The 22,611-nt window shown below is 57.9% G+C and carries 24 protein-coding genes; 13 read left to right on the forward strand and 11 right to left on the reverse strand.

Annotated elements, in window-relative coordinates:
* Nucleotides 1-475: 475 nt before the first annotated feature.
* Together rhtA and AC1DIG_RS25590 are read left to right on the forward strand one after the other, a co-directional pair.
* Entirely contained in the window at nucleotides 476-1,363 is an 888-nt protein-coding gene (gene rhtA / locus AC1DIG_RS25585; RefSeq protein ID WP_477769535.1) for a threonine/homoserine exporter RhtA, read from the forward strand.
* A 167-nt stretch (nucleotides 1,364-1,530) separates the two neighbouring features.
* On the forward strand, nucleotides 1,531-1,812 hold the full coding sequence (locus AC1DIG_RS25590; RefSeq protein WP_019692857.1) for a hypothetical protein: 282 nt from the start codon (nucleotides 1,531-1,533) through the stop codon (nucleotides 1,810-1,812).
* Nucleotides 1,813-1,824: 12 nt separating this feature from the next.
* Here AC1DIG_RS25590 and AC1DIG_RS25595 read toward each other — a convergent pair whose 3' ends face one another.
* Complete coding sequence (locus AC1DIG_RS25595; RefSeq protein ID WP_477769536.1) at nucleotides 1,825-2,394, reverse strand: TetR/AcrR family transcriptional regulator; 570 nt, start codon at nucleotides 2,392-2,394, stop codon at nucleotides 1,825-1,827.
* Nucleotides 2,395-2,485: 91 nt separating this feature from the next.
* Between AC1DIG_RS25595 and AC1DIG_RS25600 the strand changes: the two genes are divergently transcribed.
* Nucleotides 2,486-3,226: an SDR family oxidoreductase gene (locus tag AC1DIG_RS25600; RefSeq protein WP_477769537.1), complete on the forward strand. Its 741-nt coding sequence runs from the start codon at nucleotides 2,486-2,488 to the stop codon at nucleotides 3,224-3,226.
* Nucleotides 3,227-3,262: 36 nt separating this feature from the next.
* Complete coding sequence (locus tag AC1DIG_RS25605) at nucleotides 3,263-3,853, forward strand: 2-hydroxychromene-2-carboxylate isomerase (protein ID WP_477769538.1); 591 nt, start codon at nucleotides 3,263-3,265, stop codon at nucleotides 3,851-3,853.
* Here the strand turns inward: AC1DIG_RS25605 and AC1DIG_RS25610 are convergent.
* A complete protein-coding gene (locus AC1DIG_RS25610; RefSeq protein ID WP_477769539.1) occupies nucleotides 3,850-4,848 on the reverse strand; it encodes a zinc-dependent alcohol dehydrogenase family protein in 999 nt (332 codons plus the stop codon). The genes AC1DIG_RS25605 and AC1DIG_RS25610 overlap by 4 nt on opposite strands.
* Before the next feature lie 114 nt (nucleotides 4,849-4,962).
* On the opposite strand from AC1DIG_RS25610, the gene AC1DIG_RS25615 reads away from it, so the two are divergent.
* Nucleotides 4,963-5,877, forward strand: coding sequence for a LysR family transcriptional regulator (locus AC1DIG_RS25615; protein ID WP_477769540.1), 915 nt, complete (start codon nucleotides 4,963-4,965; stop codon nucleotides 5,875-5,877).
* Nucleotides 5,878-5,892: 15 nt separating this feature from the next.
* On the opposite strand, the gene AC1DIG_RS25620 is transcribed toward AC1DIG_RS25615, so the two are convergent.
* From AC1DIG_RS25620 to AC1DIG_RS25635, 4 genes are all read right to left on the reverse strand, one after another.
* Nucleotides 5,893-7,701, reverse strand: a complete 1,809-nt coding sequence (locus AC1DIG_RS25620) for an aminopeptidase P family protein (protein ID WP_477769541.1) — start codon at nucleotides 7,699-7,701, stop codon at nucleotides 5,893-5,895.
* A gap of 58 nt (nucleotides 7,702-7,759) precedes the next feature.
* Nucleotides 7,760-8,929, reverse strand: coding sequence for a cysteine desulfurase family protein (locus AC1DIG_RS25625; protein ID WP_477769542.1), 1,170 nt, complete (start codon nucleotides 8,927-8,929; stop codon nucleotides 7,760-7,762).
* 196 nt (nucleotides 8,930-9,125) lie between these two features.
* Entirely contained in the window at nucleotides 9,126-9,740 is a 615-nt protein-coding gene (locus tag AC1DIG_RS25630; RefSeq protein WP_477769543.1) for a LysE family translocator, read from the reverse strand.
* Between the two features lie 100 nt (nucleotides 9,741-9,840).
* The gene (locus AC1DIG_RS25635; RefSeq protein ID WP_477769544.1) at nucleotides 9,841-10,110 is read right to left on the reverse strand and encodes a hypothetical protein; all 270 of its coding nucleotides are present in this window, start codon (nucleotides 10,108-10,110) and stop codon (nucleotides 9,841-9,843) included.
* Between the two features lie 287 nt (nucleotides 10,111-10,397).
* On the opposite strand from AC1DIG_RS25635, the gene AC1DIG_RS25640 reads away from it, so the two are divergent.
* Nucleotides 10,398-10,856 (forward strand): VOC family protein, encoded by a 459-nt coding sequence (locus tag AC1DIG_RS25640; RefSeq protein ID WP_477769545.1) that lies wholly within the window; start codon nucleotides 10,398-10,400, stop codon nucleotides 10,854-10,856.
* 162 nt (nucleotides 10,857-11,018) lie between these two features.
* Nucleotides 11,019-11,846, forward strand: a complete 828-nt coding sequence (locus AC1DIG_RS25645) for a class I SAM-dependent methyltransferase (RefSeq protein ID WP_477769546.1) — start codon at nucleotides 11,019-11,021, stop codon at nucleotides 11,844-11,846.
* Between the two features lie 102 nt (nucleotides 11,847-11,948).
* Here AC1DIG_RS25645 and AC1DIG_RS25650 read toward each other — a convergent pair whose 3' ends face one another.
* From AC1DIG_RS25650 to AC1DIG_RS25660, 3 genes are all read right to left on the reverse strand, one after another.
* On the reverse strand, nucleotides 11,949-12,434 hold the full coding sequence (locus AC1DIG_RS25650) for a GNAT family N-acetyltransferase (protein ID WP_477769547.1): 486 nt from the start codon (nucleotides 12,432-12,434) through the stop codon (nucleotides 11,949-11,951).
* Nucleotides 12,435-12,589: 155 nt separating this feature from the next.
* Nucleotides 12,590-13,915: an ATP-binding protein gene (locus AC1DIG_RS25655; protein ID WP_477769548.1), complete on the reverse strand. Its 1,326-nt coding sequence runs from the start codon at nucleotides 13,913-13,915 to the stop codon at nucleotides 12,590-12,592.
* Nucleotides 13,912-14,592 carry a response regulator gene (locus tag AC1DIG_RS25660; protein WP_123428850.1) on the reverse strand — a complete coding sequence of 227 codons (681 nt, stop codon included), beginning with the start codon at nucleotides 14,590-14,592 and terminating at the stop codon, nucleotides 13,912-13,914. The genes AC1DIG_RS25655 and AC1DIG_RS25660 overlap by 4 nt, the downstream gene beginning before the upstream one ends.
* A 338-nt stretch (nucleotides 14,593-14,930) precedes the next feature.
* Here AC1DIG_RS25660 and AC1DIG_RS25665 point away from each other — a divergent pair, with 338 nt between their 5' ends.
* The 5 genes from AC1DIG_RS25665 (at nucleotide 14,931) to dsbG (ending at nucleotide 19,934) form a co-directional block, all read left to right on the forward strand.
* The gene (locus AC1DIG_RS25665; RefSeq protein ID WP_477769549.1) at nucleotides 14,931-15,623 is read left to right on the forward strand and encodes a hypothetical protein; all 693 of its coding nucleotides are present in this window, start codon (nucleotides 14,931-14,933) and stop codon (nucleotides 15,621-15,623) included.
* 118 nt (nucleotides 15,624-15,741) lie between these two features.
* On the forward strand, nucleotides 15,742-16,476 hold the full coding sequence (locus AC1DIG_RS25670) for a hypothetical protein (protein ID WP_477769550.1): 735 nt from the start codon (nucleotides 15,742-15,744) through the stop codon (nucleotides 16,474-16,476).
* 112 nt (nucleotides 16,477-16,588) lie between these two features.
* Complete coding sequence (dsbD, locus tag AC1DIG_RS25675) at nucleotides 16,589-18,325, forward strand: protein-disulfide reductase DsbD (RefSeq protein ID WP_477769551.1); 1,737 nt, start codon at nucleotides 16,589-16,591, stop codon at nucleotides 18,323-18,325.
* The gene (locus AC1DIG_RS25680) at nucleotides 18,325-19,191 is read left to right on the forward strand and encodes a TlpA family protein disulfide reductase (protein ID WP_477769552.1); all 867 of its coding nucleotides are present in this window, start codon (nucleotides 18,325-18,327) and stop codon (nucleotides 19,189-19,191) included. Before dsbD ends, AC1DIG_RS25680 begins: the two co-directional genes overlap by 1 nt.
* Entirely contained in the window at nucleotides 19,167-19,934 is a 768-nt protein-coding gene (dsbG, locus tag AC1DIG_RS25685; protein ID WP_477769553.1) for a thiol:disulfide interchange protein DsbG, read from the forward strand. The genes AC1DIG_RS25680 and dsbG overlap by 25 nt, the downstream gene beginning before the upstream one ends.
* 109 nt (nucleotides 19,935-20,043) lie before the next feature.
* Here dsbG and AC1DIG_RS25690 read toward each other — a convergent pair whose 3' ends face one another.
* Nucleotides 20,044-20,868, reverse strand: coding sequence for an alpha/beta fold hydrolase (locus tag AC1DIG_RS25690; protein WP_477769554.1), 825 nt, complete (start codon nucleotides 20,866-20,868; stop codon nucleotides 20,044-20,046).
* 287 nt (nucleotides 20,869-21,155) lie between these two features.
* Between AC1DIG_RS25690 and AC1DIG_RS25695 the strand changes: the two genes are divergently transcribed.
* Nucleotides 21,156-21,704: an RNA polymerase factor sigma-70 gene (locus tag AC1DIG_RS25695; RefSeq protein WP_477769555.1), complete on the forward strand. Its 549-nt coding sequence runs from the start codon at nucleotides 21,156-21,158 to the stop codon at nucleotides 21,702-21,704.
* 109 nt (nucleotides 21,705-21,813) lie between these two features.
* Here AC1DIG_RS25695 and AC1DIG_RS25700 read toward each other — a convergent pair whose 3' ends face one another.
* Nucleotides 21,814-22,608 (reverse strand): substrate-binding periplasmic protein, encoded by a 795-nt coding sequence (locus AC1DIG_RS25700; RefSeq protein WP_477769556.1) that lies wholly within the window; start codon nucleotides 22,606-22,608, stop codon nucleotides 21,814-21,816.
* Between the last annotated feature and the right edge of the window lie 3 nt (nucleotides 22,609-22,611).

Consider the following 22,611-nt stretch of genomic DNA (forward strand, 5'->3'; position numbering starts at 1 on the left):
TGGTTATTTTCAGAAGTTTTCAAAGTTTCCTTTGCAACTTCAACCACTTGCGCTTCCGATCTCTCGTTAGCGGGAGGCGAATTCTACAGCRTTACTCGCTGCTGTCAACACCTCTTTTTCTCCGCTTTCGACCGAGATGATCGAACCGTCAATAAGGCGAAAACACACTGCCTTACCAACTCCTTCAGGCTTCGACGAACTGAAGCGTAACCGCTGTCGAAAACTGCGTAACTCTTTGTTTACCAAGGAGTTTTCCGTTTCGACTGCGCCGGAAGTGGGGCGAATTATAGACTTCCAGAATCTGCCGTCAACACCTAATTTGGTTTTTCTATCAGAAATCGAAAAACAGCACTCGATAGAGCCTATATATAGAAGCACCCACAAAGGATGCGCAGTATATTGCTCAGCGCTTACTAGTTAAGCATGATAGCCACCCGTACACTCTCTCGCCTCTCACTTCGGACGACGCCACGCAATGAATGACCAACCCCGCAGCCTTGCATCGACTCTGTTCCCGGTTGGCCTGCTATTAATAGCCATGGCGTCGATACAGTCTGGAGCCTCCCTGGCAAAAAGCATGTTCCCGATAGTCGGTGCGCAGGGGACGACCACCCTGCGACTGATGTTCGCCAGCGTGATCATGTTGCTGCTACTGCGCCCCTGGAAGGCCAGGCTCACTGCCAAGTCGTTGCGAACCGTCATCGTCTACGGCATGGCGCTGGGTGGCATGAACTTCCTCTTCTATATGTCGCTCAGGACCGTCCCGCTCGGAATTGCCGTTGCTCTGGAGTTCACGGGCCCGCTGGCAGTGGCAATTTATGCCTCACGCAAGGCGATCGACTTTCTGTGGATCGGCCTGGCTATCGTCGGTTTGTTGCTGCTTATACCTACAGACGCAGCAAACACGAGCATCGACCTAATAGGCGCCGGTTATGCTCTCGGCGCCGGGGTATGTTGGGCGCTGTACATCCTGTTCGGTCAGAAAGCCGGAGCCGATAACGGCGTCCAGACCGCCGCGCTGGGTGTCATGATTGCAGCACTCTTCGTTGCGCCTATTGGCATCGTCCATGCCGGAGCCGCATTGCTCACACCGTCACTGATCCCCATCGCTATTGGCGTAGCCATCCTGTCCACTGCCCTTCCGTACACCCTGGAGATGATCGCCCTCACCCGAATGCCGGCGCGAACTTTCGGCACACTGATGAGTATTGAGCCCGCATTCGGCGCATTGTCCGGGCTGCTGTTTCTGCACGAATACTTGTCCCTGGCACAGTGGATGGCCATCACTTGCATCATTCTGGCGTCCGTAGGCGCGACCATGACCATGCGCAGCGAGTCCAAGCCTTTGGTAGCAGTAGATTGATACGCGCTTTTACGAAGGTCTGGTATTTACCGCTCAATTGAGCCATGTTTAGCCACAACTCAATGTCAGACATGGACTTTTTCGGATAGGGATATCACTAACGATAAAAACGAAAGCGCATGCTGGCAGACTCGGGCACCAGACCCGAGACCGTAATAGGGATTGGAATGAAACGATTTTTGGTATTGCTTGTTGTACTGGCCATTGCGGGTTGCGCTGCGACCTCCAGGACCGAGGTCAAACGCGGAAAAAAAGGCCTGCACATTAACTGCTCAGGCCTCTCTTCTTCCTGGGACAAGTGCTACACCAGTGCGGCCAACTCATGCGGGCCCAATGGCTACAAGGTGATCGCCAAATCCGGAGACGCTGTGGAAGACCCAGGTGACTATCCGTTTGGCCTCAATCCAGCCGGCTATACCAGTCGAAGCATGATCGTCATCTGCAAGTAACCAGGCGCGCTCCTATTCAGCGCGTTGACCGGCTATCTGGCGTCCGATTTCTTGGTAGCTGGAATGCAGTACGGTGCGCTGGACCTCCGGATTCACCAGCATTCGCGCAACCACCAGCGCGCCAACGCACTGCGACAGAATGGCCCAGGCCAGGCTGTCACTCTCCAGGATACGCGCCCAACTTTCCTGCAGCCGACAGATCCACTGCTCGGCTTGCTGGCGTACCGCGATGTCCGAGCGAGCAATCTCGGCGCCCAATGTCGGCAGCGCGCACCCGGACTCGGGATGCTCGACATGCGCCATGCTCAGGTAATGCTTGAGACAGCGCTCCAGCTTGGCTCGACTCAGCTCGCCATTACCGCTCAATCGCTCAAGGCTCTGACACAGCTCACGCTCGACGATCGAGCTGAAGAGTTCATCTTTCGAGGAAAAGTGGCTGTAAAACGCACCGCCACTGAGCCCGATAGCCTTCATCAAGCCATCGACCCCCACCGTGCAAAAACCTTCTTTCTTGGCTGACACCGAGCTGCTTTCAAGCAGCTTCTGCCTGGTTTCCAACTTGTGACTGGCTGAGTAACGCATCGCTTCCCCCGAAAATCCATCGCCTTGACGTATTCAAGATCGTAGCATAACGTTCGTTTGGCTAACGATCGTTTACCAAAGAGAGATGACTATGACCACAGCTATCAATAACAAGAAAGTCGTACTGGTTGTCGGTGCTGGTGATGCCACCGGCGGAGCTATTGCCAAGCGTTTCGCACAGGAAGGGTTTGTTGCCTGCGTCACTCGTCGCAGCGCAGACAAGTTGCAGCCATTGGTCGATGCCATTCAGGCCAATGGCGGTGAAGCCCACGGTTTTGCGTGTGATGCGCGCAAGGAAGAGGATGTCGTCGCGCTGGTTGAACAAATCGAAAGTCAGATCGGCCCGATCGAGGCGTTCGTCTTCAACATCGGTGCCAATGTGCCGTGCAGCATTCTTGAAGAGACCGCCCGCAAGTATTTCAAGATCTGGGAAATGGCCTGCTTCTCCGGTTTTCTGAACGGCCGTGAAGTGGCAAAGCGTATGGCCACCCGACAACGCGGCACCATTCTATTCACCGGGGCCACCGCAGGCATGCGCGGTGCTGCTGGCTTTGCGGCGTTCGCCGGCGCCAAGCATGGCATCCGCGCCCTGGCCCAAAGCATGGCGCGGGAACTGGGCCCGATGAACATTCATGTCGCCCATATTGTGGTCGATGGCGCGATCGATACCGACTTCATTCGCGACAGCTTCCCGGAAAAGTATGCCCTCAAGGATCAAGACGGGATTCTCAACCCCGAACACATCGCCGAGAACTACTGGTACCTGCACAACCAGCCTCGCGATGCCTGGACCTTCGAACTGGATCTGCGGCCCTGGAGCGAACGCTGGTAAGCCATCCTCTCTAACAACAATCAGAGTGCATCGAACATGAGCAAACGCGTAGAGTTCTTCTTCGACCTCGGCAGCCCTGCCACTTACCTGGCCTATACCCAACTACCGAAAATCTGTGAGCAAACCGGTAGCCAGCTGATCTATCAACCGATGCTGCTAGGTGGCGTATTCAAAGCTACCGGCAATGCTTCGCCGGCAACGATTCCGGCCAAGGGGCACTACATGTTCCTGGACCTGAATCGTTACGCCAAGCGCTACGGCGTGCCATTTCAGCTCAATCCGTACTTCCCCACCAATACCCTTTTGTTGATGCGCGCCGTCACCGGCATCCAGCTACGACATCCCGAACGCTTCCTCGATTTTATCGATTGCCTGTTCCGTGCGCTCTGGGTTGATGGCCGCAACTTCAACGACCCGGCGACCGTCGCCGCGGTGTTGGCCGAACATGGCTTTGACCCCGATGAAACGCTGGCCTTGACCACTGATGAGGAAGTCAAAGCCGCACTCAAGGACAAAACCGAGCAGGCGATCCAGCGGGGGGTGTTCGGTGCGCCGAGCATGTTTGTCGATAACGAATTGTTCTTCGGTCAGGATCGACTGGACTTTGTCCGCGAGGCCTTGGGCTAGATATCGATAACCAGTCGGCCCTGCGCTTCACCCGAGGCTTGCAGGTCATAGGCTGCCTCGGCGGTTTGCAGCGTGAACCGCCGAGGATCGAGCAAAGGCTTCAACAACCCTGCTTCAATCAACTTCGCGGCCTCGCCAAGAATCTGCCCGTGCCGCTCGCGACCTCTGCCGGTCAGCAAAGGCAGCAACGTGAAGACTCCCGAGTAACTCGCCGCCCGAAACGACAATGGCGCCAGACTGTGTTGCCCCCAGCCGAGACAGCTCAACACGTGCCCCTGATAAGTGCGCACAGCCTTGAACGACGCATCCAGCGTCTCGCCTCCAACCGTGTCATAAACAATGTCGAAACCCTCCCCCGCCGTATGTTGCTCTACATACTGTTCAACCGACTGCCGGCGGTAGTCGATAAAGGTTGCACCGAGACTTTCGATAATCGCCTGCTGCCTGGCCGACCCCGTGGCAAATACCTCGGCACCGAATGCCCGAGCCAACTGCACCGCCACATGCCCGACGCCACCAGCGCCACCCTGAATTAATACCTTGTGGTCAGTCTGAACCCGGGCGCGATCCAGCAAGCCTTCCCACGCGGTGATCAATACCAGCGGCAGCGCTGCCGCCTCAGTCATGCTCAGATTGATCGGTTTGCGCGCCAGTAGTCGCGTATCAACGGCGGCGAATTGCGCCAACGAGCCCTGCTGACCGCCGATCCCGGTCGCCATGCCATACACCTGATCGCCGACCTGCCAATCGCTGACCCCGGCACCGAGCGCTTCTACAATCCCCGCCAGATCCATCCCCAACACTGCCGGCAATGGCTGATGGGCGTGAGCTGCCTCCCCGGCGCGGATTTTCCCATCCAATGGATTCACCCCACTGGCGATGATTCTGACCAACACTTGCCCCGCTTCAGGCACGGGCTTGGGGATAGAGGCCAAACGAAGCGGTGCATTGGCCGAGTCGACGATCAGGGCGAGCATTTCAAGTGAGTCAGTCATTTCGCAATCTCATGTCAGTGGAGAGTTGCGTTGATCATCCGCCCACCCACTCATACCGATAAGAAGCTATATAGCTATAGTGACCATGCCTATTTGGAATCAATGAGAAAACCCTTGGACAAGCTCAATGCAATGGCGGTTTTCGTAAGAGTAGTCGAGCGCGGCAGTTTCTCTGCTGTCGCTCGGGAACTGCAGACCAGCCAACCGACCATCAGCAAAATCCTCCGGGCGCTGGAAATAGAACTTGGAGGCAAGCTGATTGCCCGCAGTACCCGTCAGCTTTCGCTGACCGATGAAGGCCAGCGTTACTACAACGAATGCCGACAGATTCTTGCAGCGGTCGACGCAGCCGAATACAGCTTTCAGTCAGGACGGGAAGTGGTCGCCGGGCCTTTGCGAGTGGGCTCCTCCGTCAGTTTCGGGCGGTTGCAGATTGCTGCGCGACTGCCAGATTTTCTTGAGCGCTATCCACACGTAGAAATCGATTTACAGCTCAGCGATCAGAATCAGGATCTGGTCAGCGAAGGCCTGGACGTCACGTTACGCATTGGCGAACTGAGCGATAGCGGTTTGATCGCCCGGCAGATCGGCACCACCCATCGAGTCACTGTCGCCAGCCCCGACTATCTGGCTCGCCGTGGCCGACCACACACACCGGAAGAACTGAGCCAGCATAACTGCCTGCTGTTCAACCTGCTGAGCAGCCAAAATCAGTGGATCTACGAAAAAAACGCTCAGCGTTACAGCGTGCGGATCAAAGGCAACGCCCAGAGCAACAATTCGGAGGCCATACGCGAGATGGTGTTGGGCGGGCTGGGTATTGCGCTGTCGCCGGTGTGGTTGTTCAGCGAGGATTTGAAGGCCGGGCGGGTGATCGCGATCTTGCAGGACTACCGCGCACAAGCGCTGCCGATCCATGCGGTGTCCCCGGCCAATCGTCGCCAGTCGGCCAGGGTCAAGGCGTTCGTCGACTACATGAGCGAAGCACTCGCCCACGCAACCGAGCTTGCGCCGCCGTCCAAAGATTGACGGCGCAAAAGCAATTCAGATCGCCGCGGTTCGAGTGTTCAACCACGCCAGTGCAGCACCGTCGAGCAACGGACTCAAACGCTCACGAACTTGCGCGTGGTAAGCGTTAAGCCACTCGCGCTCGTCCTGAGTCAGCAACGAAGGCTCCAGACAACGGGTGTCGATCGGGCACAAGGTCAGGGTTTCGAACTTGAGGAACTCGCCAAACTCACTGCTGCCTGCCTCGCGGTTCAACACCAGGTTCTCGATCCGCACGCCCCAGCGACCTGGACGATAAGTACCCGGCTCGATCGAGGTGATCATCCCCGGCTGCATTGCAGTTTGTGGCGCCGGTGCGGCTTGGTAGGCAATTACTTGCGGGCCTTCGTGAACGTTCAGGAAGTAGCCGACGCCATGCCCGGTGCCGTGGCCATAGTCGACGCTTTCAGCCCAGATCGGCGCACGTGCGATGGCGTCGAGCAATGGCGAAAGAATGCCGCGCGGGAACTGCGCACGGGACAAGGCAATCACGCCCTTGAGTACCCGCGTACAGTCACGTTTCTGCTCGGCGGTCGGCGTGCCCACCGGCACCATCCGCGTAATGTCGGTGGTGCCGCCCAGGTACTGGCCGCCGGAGTCGATCAACAACAGGCCGTCACCTTCGATCACCGCGTGTTCTTCTTCGGTCGCGTGGTAGTGCGGCATCGCACCGTTGGCGTTGAAGGCTGCAATGGTGTTGAAACTCAGCGACACATACCCCGGACGACGGGTACGGGCAGCAGTCAGGTGTTCGTCGATGGTCAGCTCGGTGATGCGCTCACGGCCGAGGGCGCTGTCGAGCCAGGTGAAAAACTCGCACAGTGCCGCGCCGTCCTGCTCCATGGCCTGACGGATGTGTTCGGCATCGGCGAGACTTTTCTGCGACTTGGCGAGGGTCGTCGGGTTCAGCCCTTCAATCAGCTTCACGTCGCTGCCGAGGTTATTCAGCAAACCGCTAGTCACCCGCGCTGGATCGACTTGCAGGCTGGCACCATTTGGTACGGCAGCCAGCGCCTGGGCCACTTCGCTGTAGTCGCGCAGGGTGACGCCGTCCTGCTCGAGGATCGCGCGCAATGACCCATCGACCTTGCTCAGCGCGACAAACAAGGTTGCCTGCTGCTGACCGATCAAGGCGAAGGACACGAATACCGGGTTGAACGACACGTCGCCGCCGCGCAGGTTGAACAACCAGGCGATGTCGTCGAGGGTGGCGATAAAATGCCAATCGGCACCGCGCGCTTTCAGGCTTTCACGCAGCTTGGCGAGTTTCTCGCCACGGCTGACGGTGGCCTGCGGCGGCAAGTGCTGATAGATCGGTTGATTCGGCAGGCTCGGGCGGTCGCTCCAGACTTCGTTCAACAGATCGATATCGGTGCGCAGCCGTGCGCCACGCTCCTCAAGCTTGCCGCTCAGTGAACGTGCCGACGCCACGGCCATCACCGCACCGTCGACCGCGACCACACCCCCTTCCGGAGTTTGCTCGGCCAGCCAGTCCAGCGGGCCGGGTTGACCAGGCTGCAGTTTTACCAACTCGATACCGCTGCCTTTGAGCTCCTTGGTCGCCTGTTCCCAGTAGCGACTGTCGGCCCAAACGCCAGCGAAATCCTGGGTGACGATCAACGTGCCGACCGAGCCATGAAAACCCGACAACCACTGACGCCCCTGCCAATAACCCGGCAGGTATTCCGACAAATGCGGGTCGGCCGACGGCACCAGCAGGGCGTGAATGCCCTCCCGGCTCATCAGCTCGCGGGTATGCGCCAGGCGCTGAGGAACCGTTCCATGGGTCAAAGGCTGCGTACTCATCATGTCTCCTGCTAACCACTTTAATTTTGTTATAGGGCGCTGACTTTTGGTCTGCGCATCAGGATTGGGCGGTAGCCCAGAACGCCGGTGCACTGGCGGTTGCTGCTTTAATCAATTGTGCGGCCTGATCGACGTCCTGCTCGGTGGTGAAACGCCCGAGACTCAAGCGTATGGTCCGCCCCGCTGCCCGCGCGTCATGCCCCAAGGCTAGCAGCACATGGGAAGGCGCATTGCTCGCGGAGTTGCAAGCCGACGTCGCCGAAAAGGCGATCGAAGCACTCAAGGCCTGGGAATTGAACTCGCCCTCATTGAAGGTCAGGCTCAGGGTATGGGGAATGCGTTGGGTCGGACTTCCGTTCAAGCGTAGACCGGCAATACCGCTGAGTTGCCCAAGCAAGCGCTCGCGCAGTCGGGCGATAGTCGCCGCCTCTTCAGCAAAGTGTTCCGCCGCCAACACAAAGGCTGCGCCCATGGCTGCGATCTGATGCGTGGCCAGGGTCCCGGAGCGTAAACCGCCCTCGTGTCCACCGCCATGGATCTGCGCCTGCAAGCGCTGCTGGGCACGCGGGCCGACGTAGAGCGCACCGATCCCCTTGGGGCCGTAGATCTTGTGTGCGGAAAACGACATCAGGTCCACCGGCCATTGGCCCAGATCAATCGCTACCTTGCCCGCGCCCTGTGCGGCGTCAACGTGAAACAACGCACCGTGCTCACGCACCCGCTGACCGATGGCCGGGATGTCGTTGACGGTACCAAGTTCGTTGTTGACCAGCATCAGCGACACCAGAAAGGTGTCATCGCGCAACGCCTCGCTGACCGCTTGCGCAGTGATCAGGCCTTCGGCGTCCGGCAGCAGATACGTCACGGCGACCCCGGCATCCTGCAATTGCCGAGCGGTATCGAGGATCGCCTTGTGCTCGATCTGGCTGGTGATGATGTGCCCGCCGGACTGGCCGCGGGCCTGGGCCACGCCTTTGAGCGCGAGGTTGTTGGATTCGGTGGCGCCGGAAGTCCAGACGATCTGCTGCGCTTGCGCGCCCACCAGATCGGCGACCTGCTGACGCGCCTGCTCTACCGAACGCCTGGCCTGCTGGCCATAGGCGTGGGAACTGGAAGCCGGATTACCGAAGTTACCGCTGAACCCCAGACAATCAACCATCACCTGAATGACCCGCTCATCCACTGGCGTGGTGGCGGCGTAATCAAAATACAAAGGACGCTTATTCATAAAAAAGACTCGCAGAGCTTGTTCCGGGATCAGGTGTATTCGCTGAAAGCGCCGCACTGGAGGTGGTGTACAAACTGCGGGAAATCAGCAATACCTGATCGGATGCCGTTAAAGAAGTACGACTTCATTTCAAAGTGCGTAGGAACGCTCCTGAAGTCGAGCTTAACAGGCATCGGACACCGGGTTGAAGCGCAAGTCAGCTAAAGCTTTCGTGCAGCATCGGATACAGCGAAGCGATCAGCAGCAGGGCCATGCCCCAATTGAACACCCGCAACCAGCGCCGATCACGCAGGACATTGCGCAACAGGCTGCCGCAGGCCGCCCAGATACTGACGCTTGGCAGGTTGATGATGGCGAACACCGCCGCGATGACGATCACATTGGTGAAATAGCCCTGCAGCGGTGTGTAGGTGCTGATGGCGCCAATCGCCATGATCCAGGCCTTGGGGTTGACCCACTGAAACGCTGCTGCGCCCCAGTAGGTGATGGGCTTGGCGTGACCTTGTTCGGCTTCGGAGACGGGACCCGAATGGGCGATTTTCCACGCCAGATACAGCAGATATCCCGCGCCGACATAACGCAGCACGCTGTAAAGCACAGGATAGGTTTGAAACACCGCGCCCAGGCCAAAACCGACAGCGAGCACAAGAATGAAAAAGCCGCAGGTGATGCCGAGCATGTGCGGGATGGAACGGCTGAAACCGAAATTGACGCCCGAAGCCAGCAACATCGTGTTGTTGGGGCCGGGGGTGATCGAGGTCACCAGGGCGAACAAGGCAAAACCCAGCAGTAAATCCAGCGAGAGTGTCATGGGGCGAGTCCGTCAGGGTCAGTCAGGTGTTGACCCTATCGCAGCCCACGCATGAAACCCACGGACAGTTAGGTGAAACTTCGAGCAGTACAGTCGTCGCTTAGCTGGCGTGGCCGTGAACTGGTACAGCGCGCTCGGCGTTCATCTCGCCATGCTGGTCAAAACCGAAAGCTTTCTGTGGCTGGCCGAGCAATTCGGCTTTTTTGGCCTGGTATTCATCAAACGACAAACCGCGACGATTCAAGGCTTCCATCGCCAGTTCCTGGGTTTCTTCGGCGGTGTACGGGCGCAATTCGGGGGCTGGATGACTGGCACAACCGGCAAGCACCGAGGCAATCAATAACAATGAGGTGGCGAGCAAATGGTTCATGGGGAGGCTTCCTGCGAGCTGGTCTTGAGCAATGGACACAGGCTACTCCCGCCCCTTGAGCGACAAAAATCATCGCTCTCGATAGTCGCTATTGATCGATGCGTGGCTTGTTGGCCGTTTTGAACGGGCATCGAAACGAACCGCCGGTTCATCGTTGATGGCGCAACAACGGCGATGCTGCAACCCGTCGGCCATTCGGTTGCCTTGATGGGGCTGACCTATAGTCAATCGACCGGAAATCGGCGAAGGATTTGCAACATCCACCCACAAGAATATGGAGAACGGTCATGAGCGTTAAACCCATTCCCGAGGGTTATCACAGCGTCACGCCCTACCTGGGAATCCAGAAATCAGCCGAGGCGATCGACTTTTACAAAAAAGCCTTTGGCGCTACGGAAGTCATGCGCCTGGCGATGCCCGACGGCAGCGTCGGCCATGCCGAACTGCGCATTGGTGACTGCGCCATCATGCTCGGTACACCGTGCGATCAAGGCCCGCTGAGCAACCCCGACAAATCACCGTCCGTGGGCTTGCATCTGTATGTCGAGGATGTGGACAAAAGCTACGCCCAGGCAATCAAGGCGGGTGGCACGGTGGTTTCGGAAGTGAAAGATCAGTTCTACGGCGACCGCTCTGGCACCTTGAAGGACCCGTTCGGCCATGTGTGGTTCCTGTCGTCGCGCAACGAAAACCTGACTCAGGCGCAAATAGAAGAGCGGGCAAAAGAAATGTTCAAGCAGCAATAACCCCCTACCCCCGCAGGACGCGGCGTCGCCCGCCCATAAGCTTCCTCTGTGAAGCCGCGGGCGATACCGTCCGCGCTTACAAAAACCCTCAAGAAAACCTGAAGACCCGAGTGCTAGTCTGCCCAACGCACCCTACGGACAGACAAGGAACAGGTCTTCAGCATGAGTGACTACATCAAACTGAACAAAGCCAACTGGGACGAACGCGCCCCGTTGCATGCCGCCTCAACCGAATATGCGACTCAGACTTTCATCGACGACGCCCATCACCTCTCCGACGTCGTGCGCTTCGACGTACCGCTGTTGGGGGATATCTCGGGCCTGCGCGGCGTTCATCTGCAATGCCACATTGGCACCGACACGCTCTCGCTGACCCGGCTCGGTGCACAAATGAGCGGGCTCGACTTCTCACCGGCCGCCATCGTCCAGGCACGCGCGCTGGCCGAGCGCAGCGGCGCGCGAATCGACTATGTCGAATCCGAGGTTTACCACGCGACTTCAGTGTTGCCACCCGCCTCGTTCGATCTGGTGTACACCGGCATCGGCGCCTTGTGCTGGCTGCCGAGTATCGACACGTGGGCGCGCACGGTCAGCGACCTGCTCAAGCCGGGTGGACGCTTGTTCATCCGTGAGGGCCACCCGATGTTGTGGTCGATCAACGAAGGCCGCGAAGACGCCTTGTCCGTCGAGTTGCCGTATTTCGAGCGCGAAGAGCCGTTGGTCTGGGATGACGACAGCACCTATGTCGAGACCGATGTGCGGCTCAAGGCCTCGGTCACGCATGCATGGAACCACGGTCTGGGAGAAATAATCACCGCGCTGCTGACCCAAGGGCTGGACATCACCGGGCTGGTGGAGCATCAAAGTATTCCCTGGAACGCCTTGCCCGGTCAGATGGTCTGCGATGACCACGGCGAATACCGTCTGAAAGAAGCCCCGTGGCGCCTGCCGCTGAGTTACACCTTGCAGGCGGTGAAGCGCCGGGGCTGAGCACGGTGGCAGGTGCGCATTCCGGCCAAGGCGCGCACGTACTGGCTTTCCTGTTCTGGAAACGCATCAGCGCTTCAAGGAGTTACACCCACGGAAGGCTTTCTATGGGAGTGCTGTCAGCAACTTGTTCATGGGGACCGCCGTGAGCCCGGCAACACTGAAGGCTTCTGCGCAGCGTCGGTACCCAAGGCGCTGAAAAAACTCTTCACTGGTGCCGGTGCTGTTGAGTTGTGCCTGACTGAAACCATGCTCGATCAGCCAGGTTTCGAGACCCTGGATCAACGCCTGCCCGGCACCCCGGCGAAACCATTCCGGCAGGACGTAACAAAACCCGACCTTGCCACTGACAGCAGCCATGGCCACGCCAATCGGTTTGTCGTCCAACAGCGCGAGATTAAGGTACAGACGTGGGTCGGCCAGCCAGGGCCGTACATGTTCAACGGTTTTGTTGTGGGTCCAGGCCGCGACGACTTTCGGGGCATTGCGGTGATCCCCAGCGCACCCGACCTTGATCGAGCGCTCGACGATCCGGCTGATAATCCCCGCATCCGCGGGCCCGGCTTTGCAGATTTGTATGCAGGCATCCATAGCGCTATCACCTCAATCCATTGAGTCAAAGCTGCGAGGGACGATAGCGCCGCGAGGGCCAGGTGGCTAATGGAGAGAAGTTACATTTGATGTGTGACATCAAACTCATGTGGGAGCGAGCCTGCTCGCTCCCACAAGGGGTTCTGTGGTGTATGTCAGGCAGACTGTAACGGCATTGTCAGTTCAACCCGCAAGCCGTCGGCACGACTGTCGAAATGCAACACGCAGCCGCAGCGCTGGACGATCGCCTGGACAATCGCCAGCCCAAGTCCGCAGCCGGTGCTTGAGCCGTTGCGCCAGAATCGCTGGGTCAGGTGTTGCAGGTCATCGGCGGCAATGCCAGGGCCATGGTCGCGCACCTGAAAACGCACGCGATTACCCGTGGTTTCAAGGCTCAATTCCACCGTCGCCTCCGCCGGTGTGTGGCGCAAGGCGTTGTCCAACAGATTGCGCAAGGCGGCAATCGACAGTACGGCGGGCATTTGCACCGGTGCCTGTGAGTAATTTGCCGGCAAGTGCAGTTTGATCCGCTGACGATCACCGCTGGCCGCGTCCTGAATCGCCAAACGAGCGACCTCTTCGGCGCTGCACTGCACGCCGTCGTCGAATGACAGACTGCCTTCAACCCGCGCCAGCAACAGCAGTTGCTCAAGCGTGCGGTGCAAGCGATCGGCGCCCTCCTCGGCGTGGGCCAGGGACTGATCGCGGGCGGCGCCTTCGGTCATGCGCGCCACTTGCAGGTGTGTCTTGATCGCTGTCAGCGGACTGCGCAGCTCATGGGCCGCGTCCCCGGTCAGCCGTCGTTCGCGTTCGATGGCCTTGCCGATTCGCTGGAGCAGCTGATTCTGGGTCTCCAGCAATGGTTGCAACTCGCTCGGCAACGGCTGGATCTGCAACGGTTCAAGAGAATCGGCACTGCGACGCATCAAGGCGTCGCGCATGCGATTAAGCGGCGCCAGGCCTTGGCCAATGCCCAGCCAGAGCAGCCACAGGCAACCGAGCAACGCTACGCCCACCGGCACCGACGCGGCCAGCAGCACCGACATGTTCAGCGCCTCGCGCTCGACTTGCCGGTCGGCCGTGGTGATGCGCACATCACCACGAGCCAGGGTGAAACTGCGCCAGCGCGCACCGTTGATCATCTGGTCATGGAAGCCCATCTTTTCGGCTTCCAGGGTTTGCTCGGGAGTGCTGTGACTGCGGGCAAGAATCTCGCCCCGCAGGGAGCTGACCTGACAGGCCATACCCCCCGGAATATTCAATTGTTCAGCACTGAAATGCGTGCCATCGCCCTTGCTCGCCAGGGCCGGCATTTGCTCCAGCAATCCAGCGACCATGCGCGCCGAGGCCACCAGCCGCTGGTCGAGCGAAAACATCATCTGATTGCGCAAGTCGCTGAGCATCCAGGCCGCAGCCAGAGCCCAGATCAGCGCGAAGGCCGCGCCGAGGGTCAGACTCAGGCGCAAACGCAAACTCATCACTTCGATTGCTCTCCGCCATCCGCCGGCCCAAGGCGGTAACCCAGTCCACGCACGGTTTCAACGATGCCGTTGCCGAGTTTACGTCGCAGGTGATGGATATGAACGTTGAGGGCGTTGCTTTCCAGTTCATCGTTGAAACCGTAGACGCTGTCCTTTAGCTGTTCGGTCGACAGCACCCGGCCACGATTGTGCAACAAGGCTTGCAACAGCGATTGCTCGCGGCGCGACAAGTCCACCGGTTGACCGGCCAGCAGGGTTTCCCGGCTGCTTGGGTCGTAAGTCAGGGCGCCATGCTCGATCAGATTGACGCTGCGCCCCGCCACCCGCCGCAACAACGTGTGCAGACGCGCAGCCAATTCACGCAGGTCGAAAGGCTTGAGCAGGTAATCATCAGCGCCCGCTTGCAGGCCATCGACGCGGTCCGTCACCGAATCGCGTGCGGTCAAAATCAGCACCGGAATCTCCAGGCCGTGATGGCGCAACTGCTGAAGCAGCTTCAGACCGTCTTCGTCCGGCAAACCCAGGTCGAGCACCATCACGTCGAACTCGGCAACTTTGAGCATCGCCCGGGCGGCCGAGGCCGTGGCAACGTGTTCCACCGTCAGGCCCTGGGCCGTGAGGCCGGCAACGATGCCGCTGGCGATCAGCTCATCGTCTTCGCAAACCAGTACGTGCATGGTCGCTCCATGAGTAAAAATGCGAGTCAAGCAGGTGAGGATTAAGGCCAAATTATGACGAGTGATTCGACGGACGAGAAGCGTATTCGTGATTTTAACGACAGGCACAAAGTACCGACGATCACAGCAAAACTTAAAATTTATATTTTTTAGTCAATCAACAACCATTATTTCGGTTTCAACTTGAAACACACAACCCTGTTAATACCCATTCAAAATTTCGCTCTTTCACCTTAAGCTTAAATCGCCAAACGGCAATATTAATACAACCCAAAAACATACAAAGAAATCGCCTCTACAAGAAAGCACTCTTCAACTCAACTGAACGGAATCAAACAATGACAACAATGAAAAACTTCGTCGCCGTCGACTGGCGACTAGGCGCCGATCGCATTTACTTCTTCTTCAAGGACTCTAATACCTACTCTCGTTTTAACCTTGGAGATAACAGGACCGAGGAAAATCACCCCACCTCTGTTGATGATCACTGGGACGACTTTGGCAAAAACGTGAAAGACCTGCGCTTCGGATTCAACACCTCGGGCGTTAATTGGAAGCACGTCAACGACGGTGATATCGCCTGGCTTTTCTACTACGAAGGCAATACACCGATGGTATGCAAGTACAAACAAAGAACTGACAAGGTTGAGTTCAAAAAACCTGTATCAGAAACTGAATGGTGGCCGCTGCAAGACTATTTCGGGCGGATTGTTGGTGTCATGTGGGATGAAAAGGCGGACATCAAGCACACTTTCTTGATACTGCTTAACGACGGAAACTATCTCTCCTATAGTCCCTGGCTGGGAAGAGTCCCCAAGCCAAAACCCCTCAAAAATTCCATGTGGAGCGAACTGGAGCAATACAAGGAGCGCATGATTACCGCAGTACTGAACGACCACCCCGCATTCAATACTTTTTTTTACATTTTCCTGACCGAAAATGAATACCTGAGATTTGACTTTAAAGAACGAAGAGTATTGGGACCGATTCCGATCGATGAAGCCTCATGGCCTGGGCTGTTACGCGGCTGACTGCCCCTTTCACCCGTCAGGCAAACCTGACACCAACACTTCATAAAGCGCGACGCCACCCTTTGGCAAAGCGCGTCGCGCCCGGCACAACACAACACTGATCAAAAGGAATTTAATCATGCCAGCACTTGAGAACTTCGTCGCCGTCGATTGGCGCGCCGGAAGAGACAAGATTTACTTTTTCTTCAAAGACACCAATACATACTCAAGATTTGATCTTGGTGACAATACCGTCGAAAAAGGATACCCCACCGATATCAACGCCCATAATTGGCATGATTTCCACTCGCACGCCAAGCACCTACGCTTTGGTTTCTCTGCAAACGCACAGGACCCCAATCCAGGCAAAGAAACTACAGGTGGCTTCGACCCGGACTTTTTGTGGCTTTTCTACTACGAAGGCGACATTCCCATGGTCTGTAAATATGATCAGGACACCGACAAAGTCTCTGTCACGCGCCCTGTAAAAAACTCGATATGGCATCAACTACTCCCGTACTTCGACCGCATTGTAGCCGGCACGTGGTGGTATAAACCCGGTCGCCCAAGTGTATTTCGCTTCATTCTGAGCGATGGCACATTCCTGCATCTTGACCTGCAACCTGAAGCAGCGACCCACAAGTTACACAAAATCAGCCATATCCCCATCACAAACAGTGACTATCCAGGTCTGGAACGCTACAAACATCGAATCATTGGTGCCGTACAAAACGATTACCCGCTGTTCAATCGGTATTACTATATTTTCCTGACTAATAACGAGTACATCAGATACAGCATCGACAACAACCGGACCGAGACCGGGCCACTCAAAGTCAATGACGAATCATGGCCGGGGCTATTACGCGATTGACGTGCGTGCGGTGCGACAACGGCACAGCCGGCCCCTTCATGGCTGCGGTTAATCATCGGTTAATCGCCACCCGCCAATGTGCACCTCACTTGCACAGAGCCAAGGCTTACCCATGCGTCGACTGTTTCTACTTTTTGTTCTCCTGATCTCGGGCCTGGCCCAGGCTGGAACTGATCCGTTCGCGACCAAACCCGACTTTCTCCCGGTCGGGCAGGCATTCACCCTGACCTCCGAACGCCTTCAGTCCGGGGAAACCCAATTGTTCTGGCAGATTGCCGACGGTTACTACCTGTATCAAAAACGCCTGAAGCTCGATGGTTTATCCCCAGAACAGCAACCGGTGCTGCCTGTGGGTGAAGCCCACAGCGACGAGTTTTTTGGTGATCAGCAGATTTATCGCCAGGGCCTGGAGTTGAAGATCCCGGCCGGCGCCAGTGGTCAGATCAAAGTGGGGTTTCAGGGCTGTGCCGATGCCGGCTTATGTTATCCGCCGCAAACTCAGGTGATTGAACTGGGTGGAGGTCCAGCGGTGGTCAGCGCAAGTGAAGCCCCGGATCAAGCCTTGGCCAGCAATCTGCAACAGCACGCGTTGGGTTGGAGTTTGCTGGTGTTCTTCGGTCTGGGATTGCTGCTGGCCTTCGCCCCCTGCTCGCTGCCGATGCTGCCGATTCTCGCCGGTTTGATCGTCGGCAGCGGCGCCAGCCCCAAGCGTGGTTTCGCCTTGGCCGGCAGTTACGTGGTCAGCATGGCGCTGGTGTACTCGGCACTGGGCGTGCTGGCCGCATTGCTCGGTGCGAACTTGCAGGCGCTGTTGCAGAACGTCTGGTTACTTGGCAGCTTCGCCGTGGTGTTTGTGTTGTTGTCCTTGCCGATGTTCGGCTTCTTCGAACTGCAACTGCCGGTCGCGCTGCGTGATCGTCTGGAAAACGCCAGTCGCATGCAAGGCGGCGGCAGCCTGATCGGTGCCGGCGCGCTCGGCGCCTTGTCCGGTTTGCTGGTCGGCCCCTGCATGACTGCGCCGCTGGCCGGGGCCTTGCTGTACATCGCCCAAAGCGGCAACGCATTGCACGGCGGGCTGATCCTGTTCGCCATGGGCATCGGCATCGGTTTGCCGCTGTTGTTGCTGGTGACCGTCGGCAACCGTTTCTTGCCCAAACCCGGCACCTGGATGAACCTGCTCAAAGGTATCTTCGGTTTCCTGTTCCTCGGCACCGCGCTGGTGATGGTGCGGCCAGTGCTTGATGAATCACTGTGGATCGGCCTGTGGGGCGCGCTGTTGTTGATCATCGCCTATAGCGCCTGGCGCCAGACCGGCGGATTTGGCCGCGCCGCCCATGTGTTCGGTGGCATGGCACTGCTTTCCGGGTTGTGGGGCAGCCTGCTGTTGATCGGTGCTGCGGGTGGCAGTGATGACCTGTTCAATCCGTTGCAGGTTTACAGTGCACAGGCGTCGCCCCGCGTCGCCGGCACCGCGACCGACGACCTTTTCATCACCGTCAAGGATCCCGCTGCGCTGCAACGCGAACTCGACGCTGCTCGCGCCCAAGGCCAGTGGGTGCTGCTGGACTACTACGCCGACTGGTGTGTGTCGTGCAAAATCATGGAAAAACAGGTGTTCGGCAAACCTCAGGTAGTGGACGCTCTGAAAGATGTCCGCTTGCTGCGTCTGGACGTGACCGCTGACAATGCCGCCAGCCGTGAACTGCTCGGCCGTTATAAAGTGCCGGGGCCGCCAAGCCTGTTGTGGATCGGCACCGACGGCATCGAGCGCCGCAGCCAGCGCATCACCGGAGAGGTCGATGCTGCCGGTTTCCTCCAACACTGGAACATGACTCGGGACGCTCGTTGATGCTGACCTTTACCCTCGGCACGTTTGCCATTGCGCTCAACCACCTGCTGCTGATCAGTGCCCTGGCACTGGCCACCCTGGTCGGCTGGCGGGTGGCCAAGCGCGGTGGCGAGAACCCCGAGTCGGTGCTGTTCAGTCTGTTCCTGCTGGGTTTGCTCGCGGCCAGAGTGGGTTTCGTGCTGTCCTACTGGGCCCACTACCGTGATGACCCGTGGCAGATCATCGACTTGCGCGATGGCGGTTTCCTCGCCTGGCCCGGGGTGATTGCCCTGCTGCTGGCAACACTGCTGCGGGGCTGGCGCCAACCGGCGCTGCGCAAACCGTTGGGCTTTGGTGTCGGCAGCGGCCTGTTGTTCTGGTTGCTGGCGAGTTTCTCCCTGAACCTTTACGAACAAGGTACTCGCCTGCCGGACATCGTCTTGCGCAATGCCGCCGGCGAAACCGTGCAACTGAGCGATTATCAGGGCGGCCCCCTGGTGATCAACCTGTGGGCCACCTGGTGCCCGCCCTGCCGACGCGAAATGCCGGTGCTGGAGAACGCCCAGCAACATCGGCCCGACCTGACCTTTCTGTTCGTCAATCAGGCCGAAAGCATGCAAAGCGTCAGCACCTTCCTCGCCACCCAAGGCCTGAGCCTTTCCAATGTGCTGTTCGATGGCGGCGGCCGACTGAGTCAGGCCGTCGGCTCCATGGCACTACCGACTACGCTGTTCTACAGCGCCGAAGGCCGAATGCTCGGTAGCCACCTGGGTGAACTATCGGAAGCCAGCCTGGCCCGTGCCCTGGAAAACTTCGACTCCCCAACTTCAGCCATACAGGCCACACCTTCAAGGAAACTGCCATGCCCCGCCTCCGCCACCTGCTGACGCTATCCCTGGGCGCAGCGTTGCTGCAAATCCCGATGCTGCAGGCCGAAGAACTGCCTGCGGCGATCCGCAAGATCGAAGAAAAAGGCGCGAAAATCATCGGCAGTTTCGATGCGCCTGACGGCCTGCGTGGTTATGCGGCGCAGTATCAGAACCGCGGCATGGCCTTGTACCTGACGCCCGACGGCCAGCATGTGCTGCTCGGCAACCTGTACGACGCCGATGGCAAGGACCTGAGCGCCGAGCCGCTGCAAAAGCTGGTCTACGCACCAATGGCCAAGGAAGTCTGGGCGAAGATGGAAGCCAGCAACTGGATCGCCGATGGCAGCAAGGATGCGCCGCGTACCGTCTACCTGTTCAGCGACCCGAACTGCCCTTATTGCAATATGTTCTGGGAGCAGGCCCGGCCGTGGGTGAAGGCCGGCAAAGTGCAGCTGCGGCACATCATGGTCGGCATTATCCGTGAAGACAGCCCCGGCAAATCCGCTGCGCTGTTAGTCAGCAAGGACCCGAGCAAGGCCCTGGAGGAACACGAAAAGGCCGGCAAGCAAAGCTCGCTGAAAGCGCTGACAAGCATTCCTGCCGCGGTCCAGGCCAAACTCGACGCCAACATGAAATTGATGGAGGAACTCGAATTGTCCGCCACCCCGGCCATCTTCTACATGGACGACAAGGGTGAATTGCAGCAACAGCAAGGCGCGCCGTCGCCGGAAAAACTGGTGAAGATTCTCGGGCCGAAGTAGTTTTTTTTACCGTCAGAGTGTTGGTGGTCTCACCGACGCCATCGCGAGCAAGCTCGCTCCCACAGAGATATGCATCCCTTGTGGGAGCGAGCTTGCTCGCGAAGAACGATTACGCGGTCTTCTGAGTTCTCTCAGCCAGAAACTTCAGCAGCGCCTCGGTAACGAACTCAGGATTCTCCAGGTTCGAAATGTGCCCTGCCTCCGGCACCAGCAAATACGGACAACCGATCAACTCGGCCATTTCCCTGGTTTCCGACGGTGGCCGCGGTTTGTCTTCATCACCACACATCAGCAGCGTGGTTTCAGGATTCAGCTCACCCAGACGCGGCAACAGGTCATCACGACCAAACGTAATACGGCCCATCGGCACGATGCTTTCACGCAAACGTTCAGGCGGCAGCGCGGCCAATTTGGCACGGAAATCCTGATAGAGCGCGGACTGAGGATCGATGCCTGGGCGGAAGAAAATCGGCACCACGATATCGAGCAACTGCGGTGAGATGACACCGCTGTCTTCGATCTGCTTGAACAACGAGAAATAGTACTGGCGAGTCGGCTCGGGCTCGACACCGACATAGGTGTCCATCAACACCAGGCCATTGAGACGCTGCGGGGCCGACAACGCCAGACGCACGCCCCACATGCCGCCGACCGAAAGGCCGACCAGGCTGATGCGGTCAATATCCAGATGATCAAGCAGCGCCAGTACCTGCCGCGCCTGATCATCCAGCGAAGTCATGCCCACTGGTAACAGCCCGGACTCCCCGTGCCCCCACAGGTCCAGGGCAATCACCCGATAGTGTTGTGACAACGCCGCAATCTGCGGCGCCCACATGGCCTGGTCCCACAAGTAACTGCCGGCCAACAGCACCACTGGACCACAGCCCTGATCAACGTAGTGAAGCGATTGTCCATCAATCGTAGCGAAGGGCATCCACGGTCTCCTTTCTGAATGGGGTCAACCAAAAAACTCCGGCAGCCTGTCCCGGTGACGAGGGACAGTCAATCCGAACTTCAATAGAGGTTGTAACAAGTCTGCGCTGGTCGGCAGCAAGCGCGGTTCAAGGGCTGCCTGCGTGGGGCGTTGGCCAAAGAGGCCCGCAATATAACAATCACTATCAATTGACAATAATTATCATTGACACTAGCTTGTCACTCGATGCGTGGGACGGCTCCGCCCCTCTGGTCGTCCTACTTACTTTTTGCAGCAAGGTGATTTCCATGACGGAACCAGTAACCACAAGTATGTGCGACTCACCCTTATTCCAGGCGTTCGTTGATAACCGACTGATTCTGGTCAAAATCGCAGCCCGCATTACCGGCTGCCGATCCCGCGCTGAAGATGTCGTTCAGGATGCGTTTTTCAGGCTGCAATCAGCACCGCAAATCACCTCCTCGTTCAAGGCTCAGTTGAGCTATCTGTTTCAGATCGTGCGCAACCTGGCAATTGATCACTACCGCAGACAGGCGCTGGAACAAAAGTATTCGGGCACCGAAGAAGAAGGCTTGAACGTGGTCATTCACGATGCCTCGCCAGAAACCTCGCACATCAACTTCTCGACTCTGGAAAACATCGCTGACGCCCTCGGTCAGTTACCGAGTCGCACCCGCTACGCCTTCGAGATGTATCGCCTGCACGGCGTGCCGCAAAAGGACATCGCCAAGGAACTCGGCGTATCGCCGACCTTGGTGAACTTCATGATCCGAGATGCCCTGGTGCATTGCCGCAAGGTTTCGGGCAAGCGCAGCGGTACCTTCGCCCGCCGCTAAAAGATCGCAGCCTGTGTGTTGTAGTTCAGTTTTTTTGAACCGCTCTGTAGATACGCTCTTGAACCTCTCCGAGCAAGCGCAAGTTTCGGGTCAAGGGGTTGGCCTGACTTCAGCTTTTCGGCACCGGCACGATGGCAATTTTGTACGGATCGAAAATCTTCAGCATCTGCCCGTTGTCCCGCAGGCCTTGCAGCAATTTGCCGAAGGTTTCTGCGCTGATCGGCGCTTGCGGACGTAACAGCGCGTAATGGTGATAAACCTGATCGATACGCTGGGAAACCAGCAACTGTGCCCCGACCTTTTCATTGCGCAGCAGGTAATCATAAAGGTACGAACGTGTGACCAGTGCGATGTCGGCCCGATCACGAAGGATCATTAAAATATTGCTGTCGTGGGAAGTCGTGAGCGTCGCGTTGTAAGTGTCCTTGAGAAATTGCGGATCGTTATTGAAATTGGCGAATTCATAGTGATAACCGCTGTACAGCGCCAGACGCTTGCCTTTCAAATCGGCGAAGTAACCCTGCTGACGATCCGGCTTGCTCTGTGCGACAAAGATTTCAGCATCTTCCAGCCCCATGTCGACGGTGCTGTGCGGGATATCCTTCCAGCCCCACTCCGGGTTTTCGAAGATTGCCATGTCAGTCCGGCCATCTTGGAAATCACCGAATCGACGCTGCAATGAGGTCGGCACGAGTTTGAACTCATAGTCGGTTTGCAGCTTGTTCAGCGCCTCGACCAACTGCGGCAGCAGCCCGGTATCGTCGCCATTCTCCGGTCGAACGGTATACGGCGGAAAATGCGCAGCGCCCACCTGCACCACTTGCGCGGCCGAAGCCGGCAGTACCAACAGCGCCCCCAGCGCCATCAGCGAAATCCGTAAAGCCTTCCGAACTGGCGAAGACATCAA

Source organism: Pseudomonas sp. 05N431 (assembly GCF_056397005.1).